Here is an 18,486-nt window from a genome sequence, read left to right as displayed (position 1 = left end):
GCATCCTTGTTTCATGGAAGCGGCATCATGCCGCTTCATTATCAGGAACCGGCCGGTTTGCTCGAATCGGTGGTTGTCCCTGTAGATTTACTCGTGATCGGGCCGTTGGAGAAGACCACGCCGGCCTGCACCAGCACTTTATCACCGGCTTCGGTGAGTGCGATGATGCCGTCGGAGTAGACCTGCACTTCCTTTACCACACCTGTGACCTTGTCATCGGCGCTCTTGACGGTCTTGCCGACAAGATCGGACGCGCGTGTCAGGGCTTCCGCCTGCAGCATGCTCTTCAGGTGGGTGTTGGTCTTGATCGTCTGCTCCACCTGCGAGAAGCTTGCCAGCTGCGACATCTGCTGACCCGCATCCATCGGGCTGGTCGGATCCTGGTTCTTCATCTGGGCGATGAGAAGCTTCAGGAAGCTGTCATAGTTCAGCGAGGCCGCATTCTTGTCACTGCTGCTCGCCCCGGCATTGGCCCAGGGGTTAGCCGCTGCCGCATTAACTGCATCTACCGCCATGGTGCGATCTCCTTGCGAATCTGTTCGATCGTTGCCGGGGTCATTTCCTGATTGCTGAGGATTTTTTCCTCGATCGTGTAGAGACCGCGAATGGCCTTCAGTGCTTCGAAAGCCTTGCCGGAGGCAACCAGCCCGTCGATCCGCTTCAGTTCCGCCAGAACCTCATCATGCTGGAAGCAATTGAGCAGCATGCTCACGGACTTGCGGAACATGTTGGTGGATTGCTCGCGCCCTTCCGGGTTGATGAGGATCATCTGCGCGATGAAATAAAGCTGCCGGAGCGGGGTCGTCGCCTGGTCGGGCTGCAGAACGTGGTTTTCAAGCAGGAACGTGACATCGTTCAGGAATTCCAGCGCCACCTTACGATCCACACGCAGAACCGCGCCGTTGATGAAAATCTTTTCGCCCGATTTCAGCGAAATTCGAAGTGTACTTTTCATTTCAGTCCATCCCTGATGATGGTTGTCACGTCAATAATGCCCTGGAAATTCGTCGACTGACGTTTCCGGATCAGTTCGCACTCTTTCAAAATCCAGATCGCGATGGAAATCAGATTGGCTCTGAGCTCCATGGCCAGCTGGTTGTCGGGTTGCTTGAGATCCTCAATGAAGCGGATCCAGACCCGTCGAGTGTAAAAAAGTGCTTCGATCGAGTGGCGCTGCGAAGAGGAGTCCCTTGCCTCCACCAGAAGGTCGATCGATTTTGTCAACGCCTGCCGCTCGCGATCTTTCGCGTTGGCGACACCATCCTCCATGATTTCGGCGTAGGAAAACTGGTACATTCATGTATCCTTTATCTGCCGCCACCCCTGTTCATCAGAGGTAGTTTACCAGACTCATTTTTTGCAGACGCGACGTGAGGCTGTATGCGATTTCAATCTGCTGCTGCAGCAGGTCGAGACGGGTTTTCGCCTCGTAGGTATCGATCCCCTCAATATCCAGTAGATGCGTTTCGATGATCTTCTTCTGCGCCTCCAGCGATTCGTTTGCTTTCGAAACACGGCTTTCGGAAAGACCGAGCTGGCTCTGCTGCTGGTTCAGGCCATTGATGGCGGTGCCGATATTGGTGACCGACTTCATCGCCACCATTTCGCGAGTCCCGCTGTCGACCTTCGGATCAAGGAAGGTCATCGATGTCATCGCGGTCAGTGCGAAGTAGCGCATGCCCTGCGAATTGCTGTTGCTGGACGTTTCCACAACCTCGTTCTGGCTGATACGGCTCGTCATATTGGTGTCGCTCGCCTTCGAACCGAAGGACGTCCAGAAATCGTAGTTCTGGCCGGCCGTCAGGCTGCTGTGCGGCGGATTGGTAACCGTCGTCGTGCCGTTGAACACGCCTTCGATATGGGTCATGAAGGCTTCGACCTGCGGTTTCGACAGGCTGGCGAAATCACCCACCGGCGGCGTCTGCGCCGCCATGAATGCATTCAACTCCGTCTCATAGGCCGCTTTCAGTGGAGATCCATCCGCGAAATAGTCATCGACGGGCTTCACATCCGTATTGATGCCGGAAAACAAATACTCGCCATTGACCGCCGTATTGGCGAAGCTCGTGAAATTGTTGAACGCATTCGAGATGGTCTGGGAGACCGTCGTCAGCGTCGGCGCTTCACTGCTGGTGTTGGGAACGAGTACCTTCTGGATTTCCTGCGCCGCCTTTGCCATGCCGTCCAGTGCCGTCTGCGAGGACTTGAGGCGTTGCGTCGCAATCGAATTGACGCTGACCAGCGAGGAGATGCGGTCGACATCGCGATTGAGATCGAGGCTGCGGGCGGTATTGGCGCCCAGCGTCAGGCCGAGATCGGCATGCTTGCCCGTCGTCAGCTCGGTGTTGAGATTGGTCATCTCAAGCTGAGCCTTCAGGATGGTGCTGCGCATGCTGTTCTGCATTGCCAGCGATGAAATGAAGGACGTTTTCATCGTTTACCTCACCATGTCCATCAGCGACTTGAGCATCTCGTCGACGGTGGTCACAAGTTTCGTGGCGGCCTTGTAGGATTGCTCGATATCCATGAGCAGCGAGAGCTCCTCATCCAGGCTGACCGCTGTATTGTTCGAATAGGAGGTGGCGGAGCGCTCATAAAGCGCGCTTTTTGCTTCGTTTGCCGAAGTCGCACCGGAACGTTCCTGTTCGAGCCACCCCATCGAGTTGGTGCCGTATTTCAAGATGCTGGTATTCGTATCGATACGTGTCGACGCGGCAAAATTCATGGGCGCGTCAAAAGCCGTGACATAGCTGCGGATCAGGGCGGAAAAACCGGTTCCCCCCGAAGTTGCGGTATTGATGACATAATCGGTACCGTTGATACCGCCGTCACGCAACAATTCCGGATTGCCACCTTTGGAAATAATTAACGCCGGGTTGACGGTAATGCTGGCTGCGAGCCCGGGAGAGACAACTCCGTCTGGCGGAATGGTCGTCGCGGCCGGTGAGCCGTAGGTGAACAAGCCCGGCATGTCCGGCAGGCCGCTGGTCGGGTCCGCCGGCTTTTCCGCAAACATGGTGATGAGACCGCGCGCAATTTCGTCGAGCTGGCTCTGCATCGTTGGCGCCAGATCGTCACGAACCTGCATCAGGCCCTGCAGCGAACCCGCGGCCGTGGTATTTGTGCCGGTGCCGGCCTTCAGCGCCACGCCATCGATGTAAATAGCGTTGCCGGTGGTCGTCGCGTCGTAACCCGGCTGCGACTTGAAGGTCACGCTACGCGGCACGATTTCGAACAGCGTCGCGCCATCAGTCGTATAGAGCGCGACATCGTTGTTCGGGCGATTGACGACATTGATGCCGACGATGGAGGAAATATCCTTCAGAAGCGTCTCGCGCTGATCGAGCGCGTCGCTCGCATCACCGCCGATCGCCGTCTGCGCCTTGACCTCGTTATTGGCTTCCTCGAACTTCGCGAGCAGTCCGTTCAGCTTGTCGACCTGGAGGGACATTTCCTTGTCGGCGCGCAGGCGCATTGCCTGCAATTCGGACGACGCCGTGTTGAGGGAGCTGGCGACATCCGAAGCCGAGGTCACTGCCGTCGCTGCCAGGGCGGCATCACTCGGCTTCGCCGCGTAACCGTCCAGGCTCTTGAGCAGTTCCTTCATATAGTTGGCCGGCGAACTCTCATAATCGTTGCCGCCAAAAATGCTCTTCATTTCCTCAAGACCGCTCAGAACGGAGCTCTGGCCGGAAGCAAAAGAAGAGCTGGAAATCGTCTGTCGGAGAAGACTTTCATTCTGGGCACGGCCATTGGAGACGATACTCGCTCCGGCCATGGTCGTGCCGAGAATGGCGGTTCGCTTGACGTAGTTCGCATTGCCGACATTGGCAATGTTTTTCGAAGTAACGTCAGTCTGCTTACCTGTGTTATTGAAAATCGACTGCGCAGTATTCATTGCTGACGTGAGCGACATTCATCTGTCCCCGTAGGAATTACTATCTCTTCAGATTGATCAGAACGTCCATCAAATCCGATCCAGTCTGGAAGACCTTCGAATTCGCGGTGTAGATACGCTGGGATTCAATCATGTCGGTGAGTTCGCTGGCGATATCGACGTTCGAGCCTTCCAGCGCCCCCTTCTGGATGTAGCCGAAGCTTCCCGTCTGAGCGAAGCCGATGGTGACGACACCCGAGTCGTTGCTCGGCAGATAGACGTTGCCGTTCTGCGGGCTGAGATTGTCGACGCTCGGCACCGTGGCCAGCGCCAGCTGGTAGATGTTGCGGCGGCCGCCATCCTGATAGACCGCCGTCACAACGCCGTCCTTACCGATTTCAACGTCCTTGATCTGGCTTGGACCGTTGCCGTTCAGCACCGCGGTACCGGGCGTGAACTTCGACGAGAACTGCGTCATCTGCGACAGATCGATATCGATCGCCTGCGGCACGCCACTGACCTGATCGTTAATCGTGATCCCTTTGGGAGATGCGGCCGTGAGCTTGTTCGTGGCAGGATCGAATTCCAGATCCACCTTTGTCTGAACAAGATTAGCTGCAGGGGTTGCCGTGTAAGGGAAACCGCCATTCGTCGACTGATCCTGACGATAAACCGCTACTTCCCAGGTGTTGTCGCCGGTCTTGGTGTAGTAGAAATCGTAGAGCACCTTCGCGCCGCCGCTATCGAATGCCGTCAACGACGTCTTGTTGCCGAACGCCGCAGTCGCGGAGTTGGAACTCGGCAGCGGTGCCGTTGCAGCCTTGTCATCGCGATTGAGATTGGCCGGGAAGCTACCCTGCGTGGAGGGCGATGCCGTCAGGCCGAAATCGTTGACGTTGATGGCTTCAAGACCCGTAAAGCCATTGACGACGGCTGCCGGCGGGTTGGAACCATAGGGGTAACCCATCAGCTGGAAGCCAGCCGCGTTTTCCAGATACCCTTCCGAGTTCTTCACGAAAGAGCCGGCGCGGGTCAGGTAGGGCGTGCCCGATCCATCCTGAACCACAAAGAAGCCGTTGCCCTGAATGGCAAGGTCCGTGCTCGACGTGGTGTAGGAGAGGTTGCCCTGCTCCGAAATGCTGTAGCGAACGTTGGACTGCACGCCGCCGGAAGCATAGCTGCCGGACGAGGAGGGCAGAACGAGCGAGGAGAACGACGTCGATGCGCGCTTGTAGCCGGTGGTGCTTGCGTTGGCGATGTTGTCGCCCACGGTGCCCAGCTTGTTCGCCTGTGCATTCATGCCGGACACACCGGTTCGCATAGTGCCGAAAATACTCATTCAAAAACCCTCGTGGTCATCTTTCAGGGAGAAGGTAAAGCGTTTGGCTTGCGTGAAGCTGTCTGAAATACCGCGTTTGAAAAAGACCACGCGGGTCAATGAAAATCATTGCCAATCAATGCTGTAGCCGAGGAACCGCTTGGAATCGACCGGATCGTAGCCGAGCTTCTTGCGCAGTTTCTTGCGCAGCTTGCTGATGTGGCTTTCAACGACGTTCTCTTCGACGTCATCATCGAAGATGCCGTAGATGGCATTGAAAATCTGCGACTTGGAAACGCGACGTCCGCGATTGGCAATCAGATATTCAAGGATGCGGCGCTCGCGGCGCGGCAAGGCAAATACTTCGCCGCACACTTCGGGATCGCGACCGTCGGAGAAAACCCGGATCGGTCCGGCATCGGTGAAGTTCGAGATGACCTGCAGGCGGCGACGGATCGCCGCCGCACGCGCCAGGATTTCACGGGGGTGAACCGGCTTGCGCACGACATCATCGACGCCGCTGTCGAAAAGCGCGAGCGTTGCTTCCAGCGAGGGCTGGTCGCTGACCGCGATGACAGGTGCCGTCGTGCGATCCCTGATCGCCTTCGGCAAAGAAAAGCTCCGGTCGCCCTGGCCGATCAGGAAGGCCTCCACGGCCGCAAGATCGCTTTCAGCTGCCGTTGAGACCCATTCCCCGAATTCGACCGGATCGAAACCGGTCGAGGGGATGCCCTCACGCCCAAATAGAGATGTATAGCCGTCTTTAACGAGCTCGCGCTCATCAACCACTACGATCATTCGTCCGCCTCCGAATCAGTGTGGTGTTTTCCAATGTGGCATTGGTACGAATCGGGGGATTCAGCGACAACTGTAGGAAATCATCGATAGTTATTAATAATTGATTAACTATTTTGTGCCGATTTGATCTATATATAGTAGGTGTTAACCATATATGGTACAAAATTTTTGTGTAAAAATTTTGAAAATCGAAAAAAACAGCTTGAAATGCCTTTTTTCGGGCTTTCTCTCGCCACATTTCAAATTGCGAGTCCTGGGCCTTTCAGAAGCAATCTCAGGTTGTCATCCGTCGCAGAAGCTTTTCGCGTTGGGAGTCCATTTCCCGTAACCCGTCGCCACCAGATTGGCGATGACGCGGCAGACATATTTCTTCTGCGCGGGGTCATTATTCGGGCCGGCATGATAGCGCGCGACCGCCATCGTCCAGGTTTCATGCCTGTTATGGAGATTGCGCAGGAACATGGCGGCATATTCGACATTGCGGCGCGGATCGAACATTTCCCGCGCGGATGTGAAGTTTTCGCCATGGAAATAATGATTTATCTGCATGCATCCGAGGTCGATCAGCTTGGCGCCGTTGCGCTTTGCCGCCTCGAAAGTCAGCAGCGCCTCCTCCGTGGAGGCCGCAAATACCGGTTTTCCTTCAATATTCATTGCATTAGGGTCGAGCCGCCCCTTGCGGCCCGTCTCGGTCAGGCCGACGGAATAGAGAATTCCTTCCGGCACGCCATATTTGCGGGCGGCCGACTGGATTTCTCTTTCACAGACACCTGATGTTGCCGAAGCCGACGCGTTTTCAGAGGTAGACGCCATTGTCAGCAGAAGAGCGGGCAGAGCCAGAAGCGCCATCCATGCCTTCATTATGCACCCCCAAATTATCACCATTGCCTTGCCGGCCATCCCGTGCGCCGGACTCGTCACGGTTGCGCCCCGCAGCGGCCTGCTGGCCCTGCTGCTGCGCCTGCTGATTTTGCTGATTGTTGCCCTGTGTGCCCGTTTGGTCACTCTTGTCGGAAGAAGCGATGCTGATGGTGATGTTGTCAACCGTCAGACCCTGCGCCTTGAGGCCTTCAAGGATGCTCTTGCTGTCGTCCTGAAGCTTTTTATAGGCCGCCACGCTCTCCACCGTCATGTGAACGGCGAGCTCATCGCCCGCCAGGCGCAGCGACATCGTCACCGATCCGAGCTCGATCGGCGTCATATGCAGCTTCAGCGTATGCACAACCTTGCCCGTGCTGCTCTGGGCCGCTGCGTTGGACAGCGACGAACCCGGCTGCATGGCGCTGACCCATTCCGGATCACTAACGATGAGGCCGGTCAGAGCCGAAGCGTTGGTCGAGGGCGCCAGGCCAATGAACCGCCGTGAATCGACAACGGTAACCGTATCGGCCACCTTGCCGCTGCTTTCCCTGACCTCGAAATCGACGCGGCCTTCACGCTGAACCGTGCCCATATCAAGCGCGCGGGCCGTGCCCGAGCGGGAGGAGGCGAAACGGAACGCTGAGGCATCGTTGCCGCTTTCCGAGCCGGTGTCCGCCTCGTTTGCAGCAAGCTCCATCTTCGTTGGCATGTCCTTCAGCGAAGGCTCAGCCTTGCCGCGCACGGGTTCGGCCCTGTCGGATTTCACCAGGTCCGCCTTGCCGGCAATCGCCTGCGCAATTTCCTCAAGCGGCGTCTTGGCTGTCGCAATATCGCCGGCACCGATCATGACCGTCTTGAGCTCTGCAAGCTTCGGATCGATCGTGTCCGCTGCCGTCTCGGCGTCCTTATCCGTCTCATCCTTGAGCTTCTTGCCGGTCTTGCCGTTGTCAGCCGAGGTGCGCACCGTTTTCAAAGCGTTCTGAAACTCGGCCACCGTCTCATGGTTACGGGTTTCGCCAACATGCTCTTGAGCGATCACACTCAGAAAGGTTGGAGGGCGTTTGACCGGAGCATCCATCTTCTCAGCCTCGCCATCGGGTTTTGCTTGCTCGTCCCTGGCCGATCCCGCATCTTGCTGCTGATGCCGCGATTGCGGCGTGCGTTCGTCACGGATCGTAGAAAGTGCGTCGCCGAAACTGCCGCCCTTGGCGTCGTCCCTTGCGTTGGCGCTGCCGGCGCGGGCGTCGGATGGTGGCGCGTTCACTATCGCGTTGATGGTTGCGTCGATCATGGTGCCCCCTCGCCTTTCTTCAACAGGCTGTCGATTTCATCGAGCTTGCTGCGGCCACTCGTCACGAGTTGCCGGACGCCTTCGCCCGCATCGTCCGCCTTCTGGGTTTCAACCCGCCATATGCTTTTTGTCTCGGCAGCGACCGCCGCCTCTTTTGCAGGTGCAGTGCCCCCGGGCTCGTTCGTCGCCGCAGCCTCGGCCTCGACGGCGATCTCCCCGGAAGGGAGGCGCACCACCTGATCGGCAATCGCCCTTGCCGCATCCCGCAGCGCCCTGTCCCGATCCGACAGCTGCGCTTCGGGAATTTGCCCGATTGTCTCGATCGCGCTCACCACATCGGGCGTGCCGATGTTGGAGAGACTTTCATAAAGATTGGCCTGTACTTCCGGTGTGCCCGGCAAAGCCGGAGAAAGCGTCTTTGCCTTCAGCGCCGCCATGCGCGCCAGCGAATCCTTGCCGCTGATCGCCGCCAGGCGGGAAAGGCGCAGATAAGCTTCCTTCTGCCTCTCCGTATCCATCATGGCGAAGGTTTCCTGTATCGCCTCTTCACCGATGGAATCGGCGCGCTTGACGACCAGCGAGACGAGAAGATCCGCGAACTGGCTGGCATAGGGCGAATGCAGGAACCGCCGCGCATAACGCTGCGCATATTCGACACCCCTTGTCGCGTCGCCGTCTTCCACCGCAATCGCGAGCGAGCGGCGCAAAGCCGCCTCCTCCACGATGGTGCCGGGTGCTTCAAGCCGGGCGATGTCATAAAAGGTGAGTGCCGCCAGCGGATCGCGCGGGATCGTCACATTGCCGCCGATCAGCGCCAGATAGGCGCCAATCCGCGTGCCGCGATATTCCGGCACCATGGCAGCGATGCTCTGCGCCACCAGCGTTCCCTTGCCTGACAGGTATTTGCGCAGGATATCGGCGACACGGCTGTCGAAATTGCCATCCACATCGCGCGCGACCAGCAATTCCAGCGTGGCCGGGTTGCCGCCGCTCATCGCATAGATCAGCGCCGCATCGACATTGCGCGGGTCCTTGAAGATCGCCGAAGGTGCGCTCTTCAGCCGCTCATCGATCGTCTGCAGCAGAAAGCGCTGCATTTCGGAGGCGGAATGATCTCCCATGGCGACCGAATCCTGCACGAATTGCAAGGACCGCAGCATGGCGTAGGGCATGAGATTGTCTTGCGATTGCGAAAACGCCTTGCTCGGCTCGGAACCGAGACCGCAAAGCGTCGCCGCAAGAAGAAGCCAGCGTTTCGAGGTTTTCGTCACACTCACCCCCGATCAGCCTCAAGCAGGATTTCGATACGGCGGTTGGCATCCGCCAGGGGGTCCGACGGCACCTGCAATCTGCGGTCCGCGAAACCCGAAACCTGTTTCACCCGTTCTTCCGAGAGGCCGCCGCGCACCAGCATGTAATAGGCGCTATGGGCACGATCCATGGAGAGACGCCAGTTGTCATTGGCCTCACCCTTGAACTGCCGGCCGTCGGTATGGCCGCGGATCACCACGCTGCCGCCGCGCTCCTGCAGCAATTTACCGATCTTCTCCATGGCCAGAACCAGCTCGCCCCGGGGAACGGCCGATCCGATATTGAACATCGGCGTTTCCGCCTGGTCGGAAATGGTCAACAGCAATCCGCCTTCGGCCGGCGTCACCACCAGTCCCTCGGAAAGCTTGCCGGTGATGCCGGATATCTGCTTCTCGATTTCTTCGCGCAGCGTATCGGCTTTTTCCCATTCGGCATCGCTGGCTTTGCTTGCCTCATCCGGATTGGGCTTGGCAAGCGCGGCCTGCTCGGCGGCATCCGGGCGCTGCTGCGGCACTACTGATGCGATTTCCGTCGGCTTGCCATCTTCCGTCTTGTCGGCGGGTGTGCCGGCCTGCACGAGCGTGACCGCCTCGGCGGTCTTGTCAGCCTCCTTGGCCGCCACATCCTGTTGTTTGCCATCGGCAGCTTGCGCGGCCTCTGCGGGAACCTGCTTCTGGTCGGCGCGGGTGATTTTCACCTGCTGCGTCCAGAAATCCGGATCGAAGGGATCGCGATAGGCTTCGCCGCCGCTTGCGCCCGTCGCCGGGCCGGAATCGGCCGCACCGCCCTCGCCCTTGGCGCTGACATTGGCCTGCTGCCCGACCTGCTGGGCGATTTCCGCCAACACGGAATAGGGATTTTCGAAAAAGTCGGCCTCGGAGAAGTTCGACTGTTCGCCGGTCTGCGACGTCAGGTCCTCGCCCGTCGCCGCGGCGGAGCCCTTGGTCACCTTCTCCGCCTGGATGTTGGACTGGTCCTTTTTCTGGACGCCCTCTTCCTTATCGACGGGCTTTTCCAGCCCCTTGGACGAGGGCTTCTCGTCCGACAGCTTTATCGGGTTGAAATAGCTGGCGACCGAGGCCTTGGTCTCCTCATTGGCGGCATTGACCAGCCACATGACGAGGAAGAACGCCATCATCGCTGTCATGAAGTCGGCATAAGCGATCTTCCACGCGCCGCCATGGGCGCCATCGTGCCCGCCCTTATGGCGTTTGACGATGATGATCTCGTTCTTGCCGTGGTGGTGATTTTCGCCTTCACTCATTTCATCACCTTGCGAAGACTGGATGCCCAGGCGGACATGCGCGTCACGAACACGCTTTCACCCAACTCGATTGAAAGATCGATATCGGTGGTCTCGGTAAATTTCATCGTTTCTTCTTCAAAGCCCGGCTGGGTCTTCAATTGCTCGAACAGGTTTTTCGGGCCTTTCACGACCAGCGTGACCGCCTCGCCATCCGGCATTGAGGCGCGCACCACATCGGCGAGCGCCGAGACAGCCTTGAGCGACAGCTTTTCCGTCAGAAGCGGCGCAAGAATATTGGCGGTCTGTTCGCTGAGACTGGCGGCGATTGCATCGATACCTTCGCGCAGACGGCGCGACAGAAAAACGGCTGTCTCTTCCAGATAGACAGAACGGAGTTCCTCCAGCTCGGCCGCGTGGGCGGCGAGCAGCTCTTCCCGCTCGGCCTGCATCTTTTCGGTGATCTCACGGGTCGCATCTTCGTGACCACGGGCATAGGCGGCCTGTTTTTCGCCTTCCGCATCGACGGGCGCCAATTCGTCGAAACTCGAGGTGATATCGGCAAAACCGGACGCGAAATCGGTATCGGCATCCGCCAACGGGTCGCCGAAAGCCGGTGAAGCCGGTTGAGCCTCACCGAAGTCCTTGAGAAATCGTGCAATGGACGCGCTCATGCCTGCCCCCGGCAAAACTGGCCGAAGGGGCGAGACATGTGTCGCTGCCGGCGATCCGGAGCGTTTTCGCTTTTCCTCGAGTAGCGAAAGTCTCGCCGCATTTCCGGACGGAAAATCGGGGTCCACTCTTCTTGGAAATGCTCTAAGCCGTTTGGCGGCACCACCGTCATCCTTGCTACCCTGCCCGTCTCTTCCATGATTCCCGGCCGGATCGCGCCATGCGATCCACCCGATCTTGCCCCGACGTTAGGTGTTCAAACTTGTGCGAGGATGAAGGCGGGCCTGATCAGGCAGCCTGCGCCCATTCACCCGCGTGCCCACGCCGGTCGAAACCCGTTATTTGAAGAGCTGGAGAATATTTTCCGCATTGGCATTGGCGATGGAGAGCGCCTGGATGCCGAGCTGCTGCTGCGTCTGCAAGGCTTTCAGCCTGGTCGATTCCTCGTTCATGTCAGCATCGACGAGACGGCCAATGCCCTTGTCGATCACATCCATCAGGCTGGAAACGAAGTTGTCCTGCATGCTGATGCGACTTTGCAACGAACCGAGGCTGGAAGCCGTGCTGGTCATCGCCTCGAGCTGCCCGTCAACGAAGGACATCATCATGTCGATGGCGTCGGCGTCGGTATAGGTCGTGCCGCCACCGGCAAAACCACCCATTGCCGCGGCGACGACATCGAGATTGCCGAGATTGAGAGTGGATACGGAAAAGCCGAGCGAACGACCGGCAGAAGCCGTCGCGCCACTCAGGTCGTAAAACCAGTCGGCGGCGCCGGTGTCACGATAGGCGGGGGAAACGGTGGTGCCACCGCTCGACGGATCTGTTCCCGTCACCTTGACCCAGACATTTTCGGCAAGACGGAGATAATTGGCGGTGCCGTCACTATAGACATTCGGATCCGTATTCGTATCCGCCGTTGCAGCGTTAAGCACGCCGATCTGCGCGTCACTGAGCTTCGCAACGACATAACCCGCGTTCGTCGCCTTACCGGCGGTGGTCGACGTCTGAGTGACTTCGTGCTCCGTCTTGCTGACAAAAACAGCATTCTTGTCGAGAATTCCGAGATTTCCACCGCTAAGGTCGAAAAGCACGGTACTGCTGTCCAGCACATAATCAACGGTGGTGACGCCGACATTGCCTGCACCTGTGCGGGTGAAGGATGCAACGACCTTTTTCGTGATCGATTCCTCGACCGGCGGCGTGCCGCCGTTGCTGATGCTGGCCTGCAGCCAATTTTCACCGGAGAAGGAAGCCGATTCGGAGATGCTCTTCAGCTGTTCCTGAAGCTGCTTGATTTCGTCCTGGATCTTGCCGCGGTCGGCGCCCACGCCATAGGCGGCGACGAGCTTGGCCTTGATTTGCTTGACGACCTCGATCGTGCTTTCAAGCGCGTCATAGGCGGTATCGACCTTGGCGGCCCCCAGACCCAAAGCGTCCTGCACGGCGGAAAGGGCCGTGTTGTCAGAACGCATCGTCGTTGAAATGGACCAGTAGGCCGCATTATCCGCCGCAGTCTCAACGCGATAGCCCGATGAAACGCGCGCCTGCGTGGTTTCGAGGTTTTTGTCGATCATACGCAGGGTTTGCAGCGCGGCCATCGCCGCCGCATTGGTCAAAATGCTGGTCATGGGGTCCACCCAACTCAAAATTTCAGAAAAAATCCGGCGCGGTGCCGACAACGAGCAGGAGCATCATGCGTATCGGCAATGGCTTGAACCAGCCACCGCGACCTGCCGTTCGTTAACAAATCGTTAATGCGATAGGTAACAAACAACGAGACTGATTTGCAAGGCGTTCCTGACCTTTGCAGCCGGGTTTCGCATAAACCGGCAGGCTTCGGGCAAGCCCGGATCAAAACGCACCGGAAAAAGGCCGTTACGCCCGTGATTTCAACGAGCGCAACTGACGTGATGAAAAGATGTAACCTCTGATCCGGTTAAGCCGCTTCGCCCTGACGGGTCGCCACGAATCGGGCGGCCGCCAGGCTCCGGCGGAGAAACTCGGTATTTTCGTCCGGATTTTCGGAAGGGTTCTGAAACGAGACGTGATTGATCTCGATCGCCGCATGCTTGTCAGCGAGAATCAATCGCGCATAGACCGTCGCGCCCTTAGGCTTCAGCTCGAGATCGAGGACGACCTCCGGCACGCCTTCCCATTCGAGCTTGTATTCGCCGCCGGCACCGAAATTGATCGTCCCGGGATGATAATAAAGCTCCGCCGCCGACGAAACGAGATCGGCGATACTGCCATAGCACTCGAATCTCAGGAGCGAAATCAGATCTGCCGGGTCTAACAAGCGTAGTTCAGTGGCGATCGGGTTGATCGCCTCTGCGACGATCATTTCCCGCTGTTCGGAATAGGCGGATTTTTTCATTGGTTTTATTGAACCCGTATTTTCGATGACGTCCTGGCGTAAACCCGGTGAACGAGCTCCGCCACAGCCTTGTAAAAGACTGGTGGAATCACACTATCTACCGAGACTTGCGCAAACATGGAGCGTGCAAGCGGAGGGTCTTCAAAAACGGGGATATTGTTTTTTTCCGCAATCTCGCGGATTTTCAATGCGATAAGGTCCTGGCCCTTGGCGACGACGACAGGTGCGTCACCCTCTTCGCGAACGTAACGCAGTGCTACCGCAAAGTGTGTCGGGTTAGCGATGACCAGCGTCGCACGCGGCACGTTGTTGATCATGCGGCGGCGGGCACGGTCGCGGGCGATCGAACGCTGGCGGGATTTGACCACCGGGTCACCCTGCGACTGCTTGTATTCTTCCTTCACCTCATGCTTCGTCATTTTCAGCTGGCCGAACCAGTGATGGCGCGTCCACAAGACGTCCACGGCGGCGAGCAGCGCCGTTGAAAGCAGGATCACGACCATCATTTTTTTGACGATCTCGACCACTCGGACAAAAATCACCTGCGGATCGGAAAACATCAGATCGATGAGGCTGTAGAAATCACCGCGCAGGGCAAAGAACATGATGGTCGAAACGATCATGATCTTGAACACCGATTTGCCGAATTCCACAAAGCCCTGCTTACTGTAGATGCGCGTGAAACCCTTTGCCGGTGACACGCGTGACCATTGCGGACGCACCCGCTCGAGCACCGGTGACGGCAGGTTCTGTAGAAAGGACGAGGCAAGTCCGAAAACGATGAACATGATCATGGCCGGCATGAGCAGGTAAGCGATGGACGTGCCGAGAAAATAGAGCAGCGACAGGGCATCCGGCCGGGTGCTGAGGTTCCATTGTTCGGGCTGGCCGAACAGGTCCTTCAGGGTGACACCGAGACGGCCGGCACCATCCGGCAGAAAGAAAACCAGGTAACAGTAAAAAGCGAGTGACGAAGCGAAGATCGGCACTTCGCGAGAAAAGGGAAGATTACCCTTCTCGGCCGCATCACGGAGTTTTTTCTCCGTGGGGTCTTCTGTTTTACTGTCCTTGTCCTGATCGTCTGCCAAGGCACGTTCCCGGGATCAAAAAAAGGCCCGCCGATCGCGGCAGGCCGTCATCCCGAAACTAGCGCTCGAGGCCGGCCATCGCAATGGCCGGCTTTGCCCGTGAGGTGGGTTATCAACCGGCTTCCGCTTAAGCCGCCGCTGATTGTTCGTCCGCAGCAGCTTCCTTCAGCTGGATCTGGCCGGAATTGGCGAGGCGGATCGCCTCCTGCGCCACGGCGCGGCGAGCGATCGCCACTTCGCGGGTGTTGATGGAAGCCTGCGGCACCACGAGATCGGACTCGATCATGCGGCGCTGGCGCGGGCTGATGCTGGAGAGCACGCATTCCTTGATTTCCGTCGTGGCGCCACGCAGCGCCATGGTCAGAACATCCGCCGACACATCGTTGAGCAGCAGGACGCGGCTGCGCTGCGGCATGAACATGAGGTCGTCGAAGAGGAAGATCTTCGGCTTGACCTTGTTGGCGGCTTCCTTGCTGAGCGTCTCGAGCGAGCTGAGCAGCGTATCGACCTGTGGCTTGTCCAGTTCGTTCATCAGATCGGCAACCTTCGTGGAACCGCCGGCATTACGCTCGGCCTCGATTTCGTTGATGAGGTTGACCACGCGCTTCTCGATGATCTGCGCGGCAGTCGGGCTGACTTCCTTCATGTTCACCGTGCGGTTCATGATATCGGCGCGCTGTTCTTCCGGAATGGTCAGGAGAACCTTGGCGCCGAAGGAGGACGGCAGCATGGAGAGAATATAAGCGATGGTCTGCGGATGTTCGCGCAGCAGGAACTTGCCGACGAATTCTGGCTCGGCTTCCTGCAGACGGTCCCAGATCGACGCTTCATAGGCCTGGAAGGCCGCGCGGCGGCCGAGAAGGCTGTCGACCTCTTCAGGCGTCAGACCCTCTTCGAGAATGCTTTCGATTGCCTTGGCATTGTCCATCAGACCGGTTCCTTCGGTGAACAGGTCTTCGAATTCCGCCACGATCTGCGCGAGTTCATCCGGAGGAATGACGCGCAGCGTCTGAGCCGAGGAAATGATCATCTGCAATTCGTGCTGCGTGAAAAATTTGAGCAGCTTGCCGGCGACGCCCTTGCCCATGGCAAGAAGCACCGCGGCCGCCTTGTCGGCCTGAGACAACGGCTTGCCCGCAAGGGGATTACCGAAATCCTCGAAGTCCATCATGGTCTTTCCTCTCCGTCCCCACAGGGATCAGGCTTTTCGCGTACTCAGTACTTCAATCAATTTTACGCCGAAGCGCGTATCGTCGTCTTCCAGAACCGTTATTTCACCGCGCGCAATACGGCGGCCATTCACCATGATTTCGACGGGCTCGCCGATCTTGCGATCAAGCGCGATCGTCGCACCCTCTTCGAGGCTCATCAGCCCCGAAACGAGCATTCTGCTGGTGCCGAGAACGATCTGGACATCGATCGGGATGTCCATGATCATTTCCATGTTTTCGGACAATCCGCTGCCGAGCGGTGCCTTCACGCCCGCGACCTGCGGGGCGGCGGCAAAATCGTCCATCGCAAAATCGACCGCTCCGCCACCGAAGGCGGAAAGGTCGTTGTCTGTCGAAGCCTCGTCCGTGCTTCCGAAATCGCCGAAGTCGCCAAAATCGGACAGCGAACCTTCCGCATCCGTCTTGAGGACGCCACGCAGATCGCCGATAGCCTGGTCGAGGTCGACGCCGTCTTCAAACGACGGCAGCGCCGCATCATCGGTCACAGGTGTTTTCTTCGTAGCCATGCGCTGATTATTCCCTTTGAAACTTGCGTCAGCCTGCCCAAAACCCCAAAGGCGGGGCAGGATTTAACCCATCAAATGTCGTAAGATCTCGTCGTCCGTACTGACATTGTTCTTCACCCGAACCATGTAGCGGTCGCCGGACTTGCCGAATTCGCAATTATAGAGCTTGGAGCCATTGGCGCTGACCTCGACGCCGATATCGTCCTGCTTCAGATCCTGAAACGGAATGACATCGCCGGCCACCAGCTTGGAAATCGTCCGCAGCGTCAGCGTTTCGAGCTTGATGCGCGCCTCGAGCGTGACCTGCGACCTCTTCACCTGCTGCGAGATCATCTCCATCCATTCCTCCTGCTTCTTCAGCGCCTGGGCTGAAGCCTTGGGGGCGACGATGGAGGTCTTGAGCAGCGGTCGCTGCGGCACGATGAGAGAAAATTCCGAGGATACCTTGCCAATATCGATCTTCATGCGGATGGTCACGCCGTAAAGGCCGGCGATCATCTCGTCGAAGGCGCTTTTTCCATTGGCATTGAATGGCGGCTCTATCGTCGCCTCAAAACCGCCCGGCGCGTTGACACCGGAGCGCAGGACACCGGCGATACGGCCGAGAACCATCGCCGCGAGATCGAGCTCGATGTGGGACAGGCTGCGCTCATCCGGGTCGCCGATGCTATCGGGCGCTGCACCCAGCATGCGCTCCATCAGTGCGATGACGAAGCCGTTGCCCACCGTCATCATGAAATTGGAGCACCAGTTGCGCAGCGAACAATCGGCAACCGCAACATTCTGCCCGACATTGGCGATGAGATCGGTCATCAGCCCCGATTCGGAACCGATATATTCGACGTCGATCCCAATGCCGGTCTCGCTGTGAAAGATATCAGGCAGGAATTCGCTGTAGAGATGACCGATATCGGAACCGATCCTGGCGATCGTCTTGCGGTCGGTGAGCCCTCCCGTGAGTTTCGCGAGCAGGGCCGTGTCGATGGCGGGGGCGGGGGCTTTTTTCGCTGCAGCTTTTGCCATGATCATGCCGCCTTGTTTTCGCCGCCGGGATTCATCATCTCCTGCTCGACGGCATCGATGGACGGCCGCTCATAGTTGGAGATGGTCTTACGGCCATATTCAAGCGCGACCTGCGGCACCGAGCCGTTCATGTAGGCGATCAGCGTCTGCTTGACGATGATGTAGAGGCGGTGCTGCTTGGTGCGGACGATCTTGACCTGCGACGCGAGCGGGTTGCAGATCGAATAGGACAGGATGATGCCGAGCATGGTGCCGACGAGTGCGGCGCCGATCAGGCCGCCCAGAACCTCAGGTGATTCGTTGATCTTGCCCATGGCCTTGATGACGCCGAGAACCGCCGCGACGATACCGATGGCGGGGAAGGAATCGCCCATCGTCGTGATCGCATGGTAAGGCTTCAGCTTGTCATGAAGGATGGTCTCGATTTCCTCGTCCATCAGCGCCTCGATTTCGTGGCTGCGGGCATTGCCGATGATGATGAGGCGGACATAATCACAGATGAACGAGGTGAGTTCCTTGTTCTTCAGGACCGAGGGTGCGCTCTGGAAGATCGAGGATTCTTCCGGATTGTCGATATGGGCTTCGATCTCGTTGCGCGATTTCGTGCGCAGATCGCGCATCAGCGAATAAAGCACGCCGAGCACGTCGAGATAGTTGCGCTCCTTCGGAACCGAATGCTTGAAGGCCTCGCCGAGCGCCTTGCCCGAGTCCTTCACGACCTTCATCGGGTTCGCCATGATGAAGCCGCCGAGACCGGCGCCACCGATGATCATCAATTCGAACGGCTGAATCAGCACGTCCAGATGACCGCCCATCGCCATATAGCCGCCGATGATGCAGCCGAAGGTGATTATAAGTCCAATTACAATATTCATTGATCGACCACGCC

19 protein-coding genes are annotated in these 18,486 nt (G+C 58.1%); all 19 read right to left on the bottom strand.

Going from position 1 to position 18,486, the window contains the following annotated elements; all coding sequences use genetic code 11:
- Nucleotides 1-41: 41 nt before the first annotated feature.
- Nucleotides 42-515 carry a flagellar hook assembly protein FlgD gene (gene flgD, locus CFBP5499_RS01870; protein ID WP_080826087.1) on the bottom strand — a complete coding sequence of 158 codons (474 nt, stop codon included), beginning with the start codon at nucleotides 513-515 and terminating at the stop codon, nucleotides 42-44.
- A complete protein-coding gene (flbT, locus tag CFBP5499_RS01865) occupies nucleotides 506-955 on the bottom strand; it encodes a flagellar biosynthesis repressor FlbT (RefSeq protein ID WP_080826090.1) in 450 nt (149 codons plus the stop codon). Before flbT ends, flgD begins: the two co-directional genes overlap by 10 nt.
- Complete coding sequence (flaF, locus tag CFBP5499_RS01860; protein WP_006313042.1) at nucleotides 952-1,296, bottom strand: flagellar biosynthesis regulator FlaF; 345 nt, start codon at nucleotides 1,294-1,296, stop codon at nucleotides 952-954. Before flaF ends, flbT begins: the two co-directional genes overlap by 4 nt.
- Before the next feature lie 34 nt (nucleotides 1,297-1,330).
- The gene (locus CFBP5499_RS01855) at nucleotides 1,331-2,434 is read right to left on the bottom strand and encodes a flagellar hook-associated family protein (RefSeq protein WP_080826093.1); all 1,104 of its coding nucleotides are present in this window, start codon (nucleotides 2,432-2,434) and stop codon (nucleotides 1,331-1,333) included.
- A gap of 3 nt (nucleotides 2,435-2,437) precedes the next feature.
- Nucleotides 2,438-3,916, bottom strand: coding sequence for a flagellar hook-associated protein FlgK (flgK, locus tag CFBP5499_RS01850; protein WP_080826094.1), 1,479 nt, complete (start codon nucleotides 3,914-3,916; stop codon nucleotides 2,438-2,440).
- 22 nt (nucleotides 3,917-3,938) lie between these two features.
- Nucleotides 3,939-5,216 carry a flagellar hook protein FlgE gene (locus CFBP5499_RS01845; protein ID WP_080826096.1) on the bottom strand — a complete coding sequence of 426 codons (1,278 nt, stop codon included), beginning with the start codon at nucleotides 5,214-5,216 and terminating at the stop codon, nucleotides 3,939-3,941.
- Nucleotides 5,217-5,321: 105 nt separating this feature from the next.
- Entirely contained in the window at nucleotides 5,322-5,993 is a 672-nt protein-coding gene (gene rem / locus CFBP5499_RS01840; RefSeq protein WP_080826101.1) for a transcriptional activator Rem, read from the bottom strand.
- A gap of 282 nt (nucleotides 5,994-6,275) precedes the next feature.
- Nucleotides 6,276-6,842, bottom strand: a complete 567-nt coding sequence (locus tag CFBP5499_RS01835) for a lytic transglycosylase domain-containing protein (RefSeq protein ID WP_175416579.1) — start codon at nucleotides 6,840-6,842, stop codon at nucleotides 6,276-6,278.
- Entirely contained in the window at nucleotides 6,790-8,145 is a 1,356-nt protein-coding gene (locus tag CFBP5499_RS01830; RefSeq protein WP_080826103.1) for a flagellar hook-length control protein FliK, read from the bottom strand. The genes CFBP5499_RS01835 and CFBP5499_RS01830 overlap by 53 nt, the downstream gene beginning before the upstream one ends.
- The gene (motC, locus tag CFBP5499_RS01825) at nucleotides 8,142-9,422 is read right to left on the bottom strand and encodes a chemotaxis protein MotC (RefSeq protein WP_080826105.1); all 1,281 of its coding nucleotides are present in this window, start codon (nucleotides 9,420-9,422) and stop codon (nucleotides 8,142-8,144) included. Before motC ends, CFBP5499_RS01830 begins: the two co-directional genes overlap by 4 nt.
- A complete protein-coding gene (locus CFBP5499_RS01820) occupies nucleotides 9,419-10,720 on the bottom strand; it encodes a MotB family protein (RefSeq protein ID WP_080826106.1) in 1,302 nt (433 codons plus the stop codon). The genes motC and CFBP5499_RS01820 overlap by 4 nt, the downstream gene beginning before the upstream one ends.
- Nucleotides 10,717-11,373: a hypothetical protein gene (locus CFBP5499_RS01815; protein ID WP_080826108.1), complete on the bottom strand. Its 657-nt coding sequence runs from the start codon at nucleotides 11,371-11,373 to the stop codon at nucleotides 10,717-10,719. Before CFBP5499_RS01815 ends, CFBP5499_RS01820 begins: the two co-directional genes overlap by 4 nt.
- A gap of 336 nt (nucleotides 11,374-11,709) precedes the next feature.
- Nucleotides 11,710-13,002, bottom strand: a complete 1,293-nt coding sequence (locus CFBP5499_RS01810; protein ID WP_080826110.1) for a flagellin — start codon at nucleotides 13,000-13,002, stop codon at nucleotides 11,710-11,712.
- A 308-nt stretch (nucleotides 13,003-13,310) separates the two neighbouring features.
- On the bottom strand, nucleotides 13,311-13,748 hold the full coding sequence (locus CFBP5499_RS01800) for a hypothetical protein (RefSeq protein ID WP_080826114.1): 438 nt from the start codon (nucleotides 13,746-13,748) through the stop codon (nucleotides 13,311-13,313).
- A gap of 5 nt (nucleotides 13,749-13,753) precedes the next feature.
- Nucleotides 13,754-14,836, bottom strand: coding sequence for a flagellar biosynthesis protein FlhB (flhB, locus tag CFBP5499_RS01795; protein ID WP_080826116.1), 1,083 nt, complete (start codon nucleotides 14,834-14,836; stop codon nucleotides 13,754-13,756).
- Between the two features lie 127 nt (nucleotides 14,837-14,963).
- Entirely contained in the window at nucleotides 14,964-16,007 is a 1,044-nt protein-coding gene (gene fliG / locus CFBP5499_RS01790; protein ID WP_080826118.1) for a flagellar motor switch protein FliG, read from the bottom strand.
- A gap of 27 nt (nucleotides 16,008-16,034) precedes the next feature.
- Entirely contained in the window at nucleotides 16,035-16,574 is a 540-nt protein-coding gene (fliN, locus tag CFBP5499_RS01785; protein ID WP_080826120.1) for a flagellar motor switch protein FliN, read from the bottom strand.
- 63 nt (nucleotides 16,575-16,637) lie between these two features.
- On the bottom strand, nucleotides 16,638-17,603 hold the full coding sequence (locus CFBP5499_RS01780; protein WP_175416578.1) for a FliM/FliN family flagellar motor switch protein: 966 nt from the start codon (nucleotides 17,601-17,603) through the stop codon (nucleotides 16,638-16,640).
- A complete protein-coding gene (gene motA, locus CFBP5499_RS01775) occupies nucleotides 17,600-18,472 on the bottom strand; it encodes a flagellar motor stator protein MotA (RefSeq protein ID WP_004439982.1) in 873 nt (290 codons plus the stop codon). The genes CFBP5499_RS01780 and motA overlap by 4 nt, the downstream gene beginning before the upstream one ends.
- Nucleotides 18,473-18,486 lie beyond the last annotated feature (14 nt).

It is taken from the genome of Agrobacterium tumefaciens (assembly GCF_005221325.1).
GTDB lineage: Bacteria > Pseudomonadota > Alphaproteobacteria > Rhizobiales > Rhizobiaceae > Agrobacterium.
This window is presented reverse-complemented; position numbering and strand designations above follow the sequence as displayed.

Bases quoted from the DNA above. Each gene is read 5' to 3' on its own strand.
- flgD (WP_080826087.1), bottom strand. From the start codon at position 515: ATGGCGGTAGATGCAGTTAATGCGGCAGCGGCTAACCCCTGGGCCAAT.
- flbT (WP_080826090.1), bottom strand. From the start codon at position 955: ATGAAAAGTACACTTCGAATTTCGCTGAAATCGGGCGAAAAGATTTTC.
- flaF (WP_006313042.1), bottom strand. From the start codon at position 1,296: ATGTACCAGTTTTCCTACGCCGAAATCATGGAGGATGGTGTCGCCAAC.
- CFBP5499_RS01855 (WP_080826093.1), bottom strand. From the start codon at position 2,434: ATGAAAACGTCCTTCATTTCATCGCTGGCAATGCAGAACAGCATGCGC.
- flgK (WP_080826094.1), bottom strand. From the start codon at position 3,916: ATGTCGCTCACGTCAGCAATGAATACTGCGCAGTCGATTTTCAATAAC.
- CFBP5499_RS01845 (WP_080826096.1), bottom strand. From the start codon at position 5,216: ATGAGTATTTTCGGCACTATGCGAACCGGTGTGTCCGGCATGAATGCA.
- rem (WP_080826101.1), bottom strand. From the start codon at position 5,993: ATGATCGTAGTGGTTGATGAGCGCGAGCTCGTTAAAGACGGCTATACA.
- CFBP5499_RS01835 (WP_175416579.1), bottom strand. From the start codon at position 6,842: ATGGCGCTTCTGGCTCTGCCCGCTCTTCTGCTGACAATGGCGTCTACC.
- CFBP5499_RS01830 (WP_080826103.1), bottom strand. From the start codon at position 8,145: ATGATCGACGCAACCATCAACGCGATAGTGAACGCGCCACCATCCGAC.
- CFBP5499_RS01820 (WP_080826106.1), bottom strand. From the start codon at position 10,720: ATGAGTGAAGGCGAAAATCACCACCACGGCAAGAACGAGATCATCATC.
- CFBP5499_RS01815 (WP_080826108.1), bottom strand. From the start codon at position 11,373: ATGAGCGCGTCCATTGCACGATTTCTCAAGGACTTCGGTGAGGCTCAA.
- CFBP5499_RS01810 (WP_080826110.1), bottom strand. From the start codon at position 13,002: ATGACCAGCATTTTGACCAATGCGGCGGCGATGGCCGCGCTGCAAACC.
- CFBP5499_RS01800 (WP_080826114.1), bottom strand. From the start codon at position 13,748: ATGAAAAAATCCGCCTATTCCGAACAGCGGGAAATGATCGTCGCAGAG.
- fliG (WP_080826118.1), bottom strand. From the start codon at position 16,007: ATGATGGACTTCGAGGATTTCGGTAATCCCCTTGCGGGCAAGCCGTTG.
- fliN (WP_080826120.1), bottom strand. From the start codon at position 16,574: ATGGCTACGAAGAAAACACCTGTGACCGATGATGCGGCGCTGCCGTCG.
- CFBP5499_RS01780 (WP_175416578.1), bottom strand. From the start codon at position 17,603: ATGATCATGGCAAAAGCTGCAGCGAAAAAAGCCCCCGCCCCCGCCATC.
- motA (WP_004439982.1), bottom strand. From the start codon at position 18,472: ATGAATATTGTAATTGGACTTATAATCACCTTCGGCTGCATCATCGGC.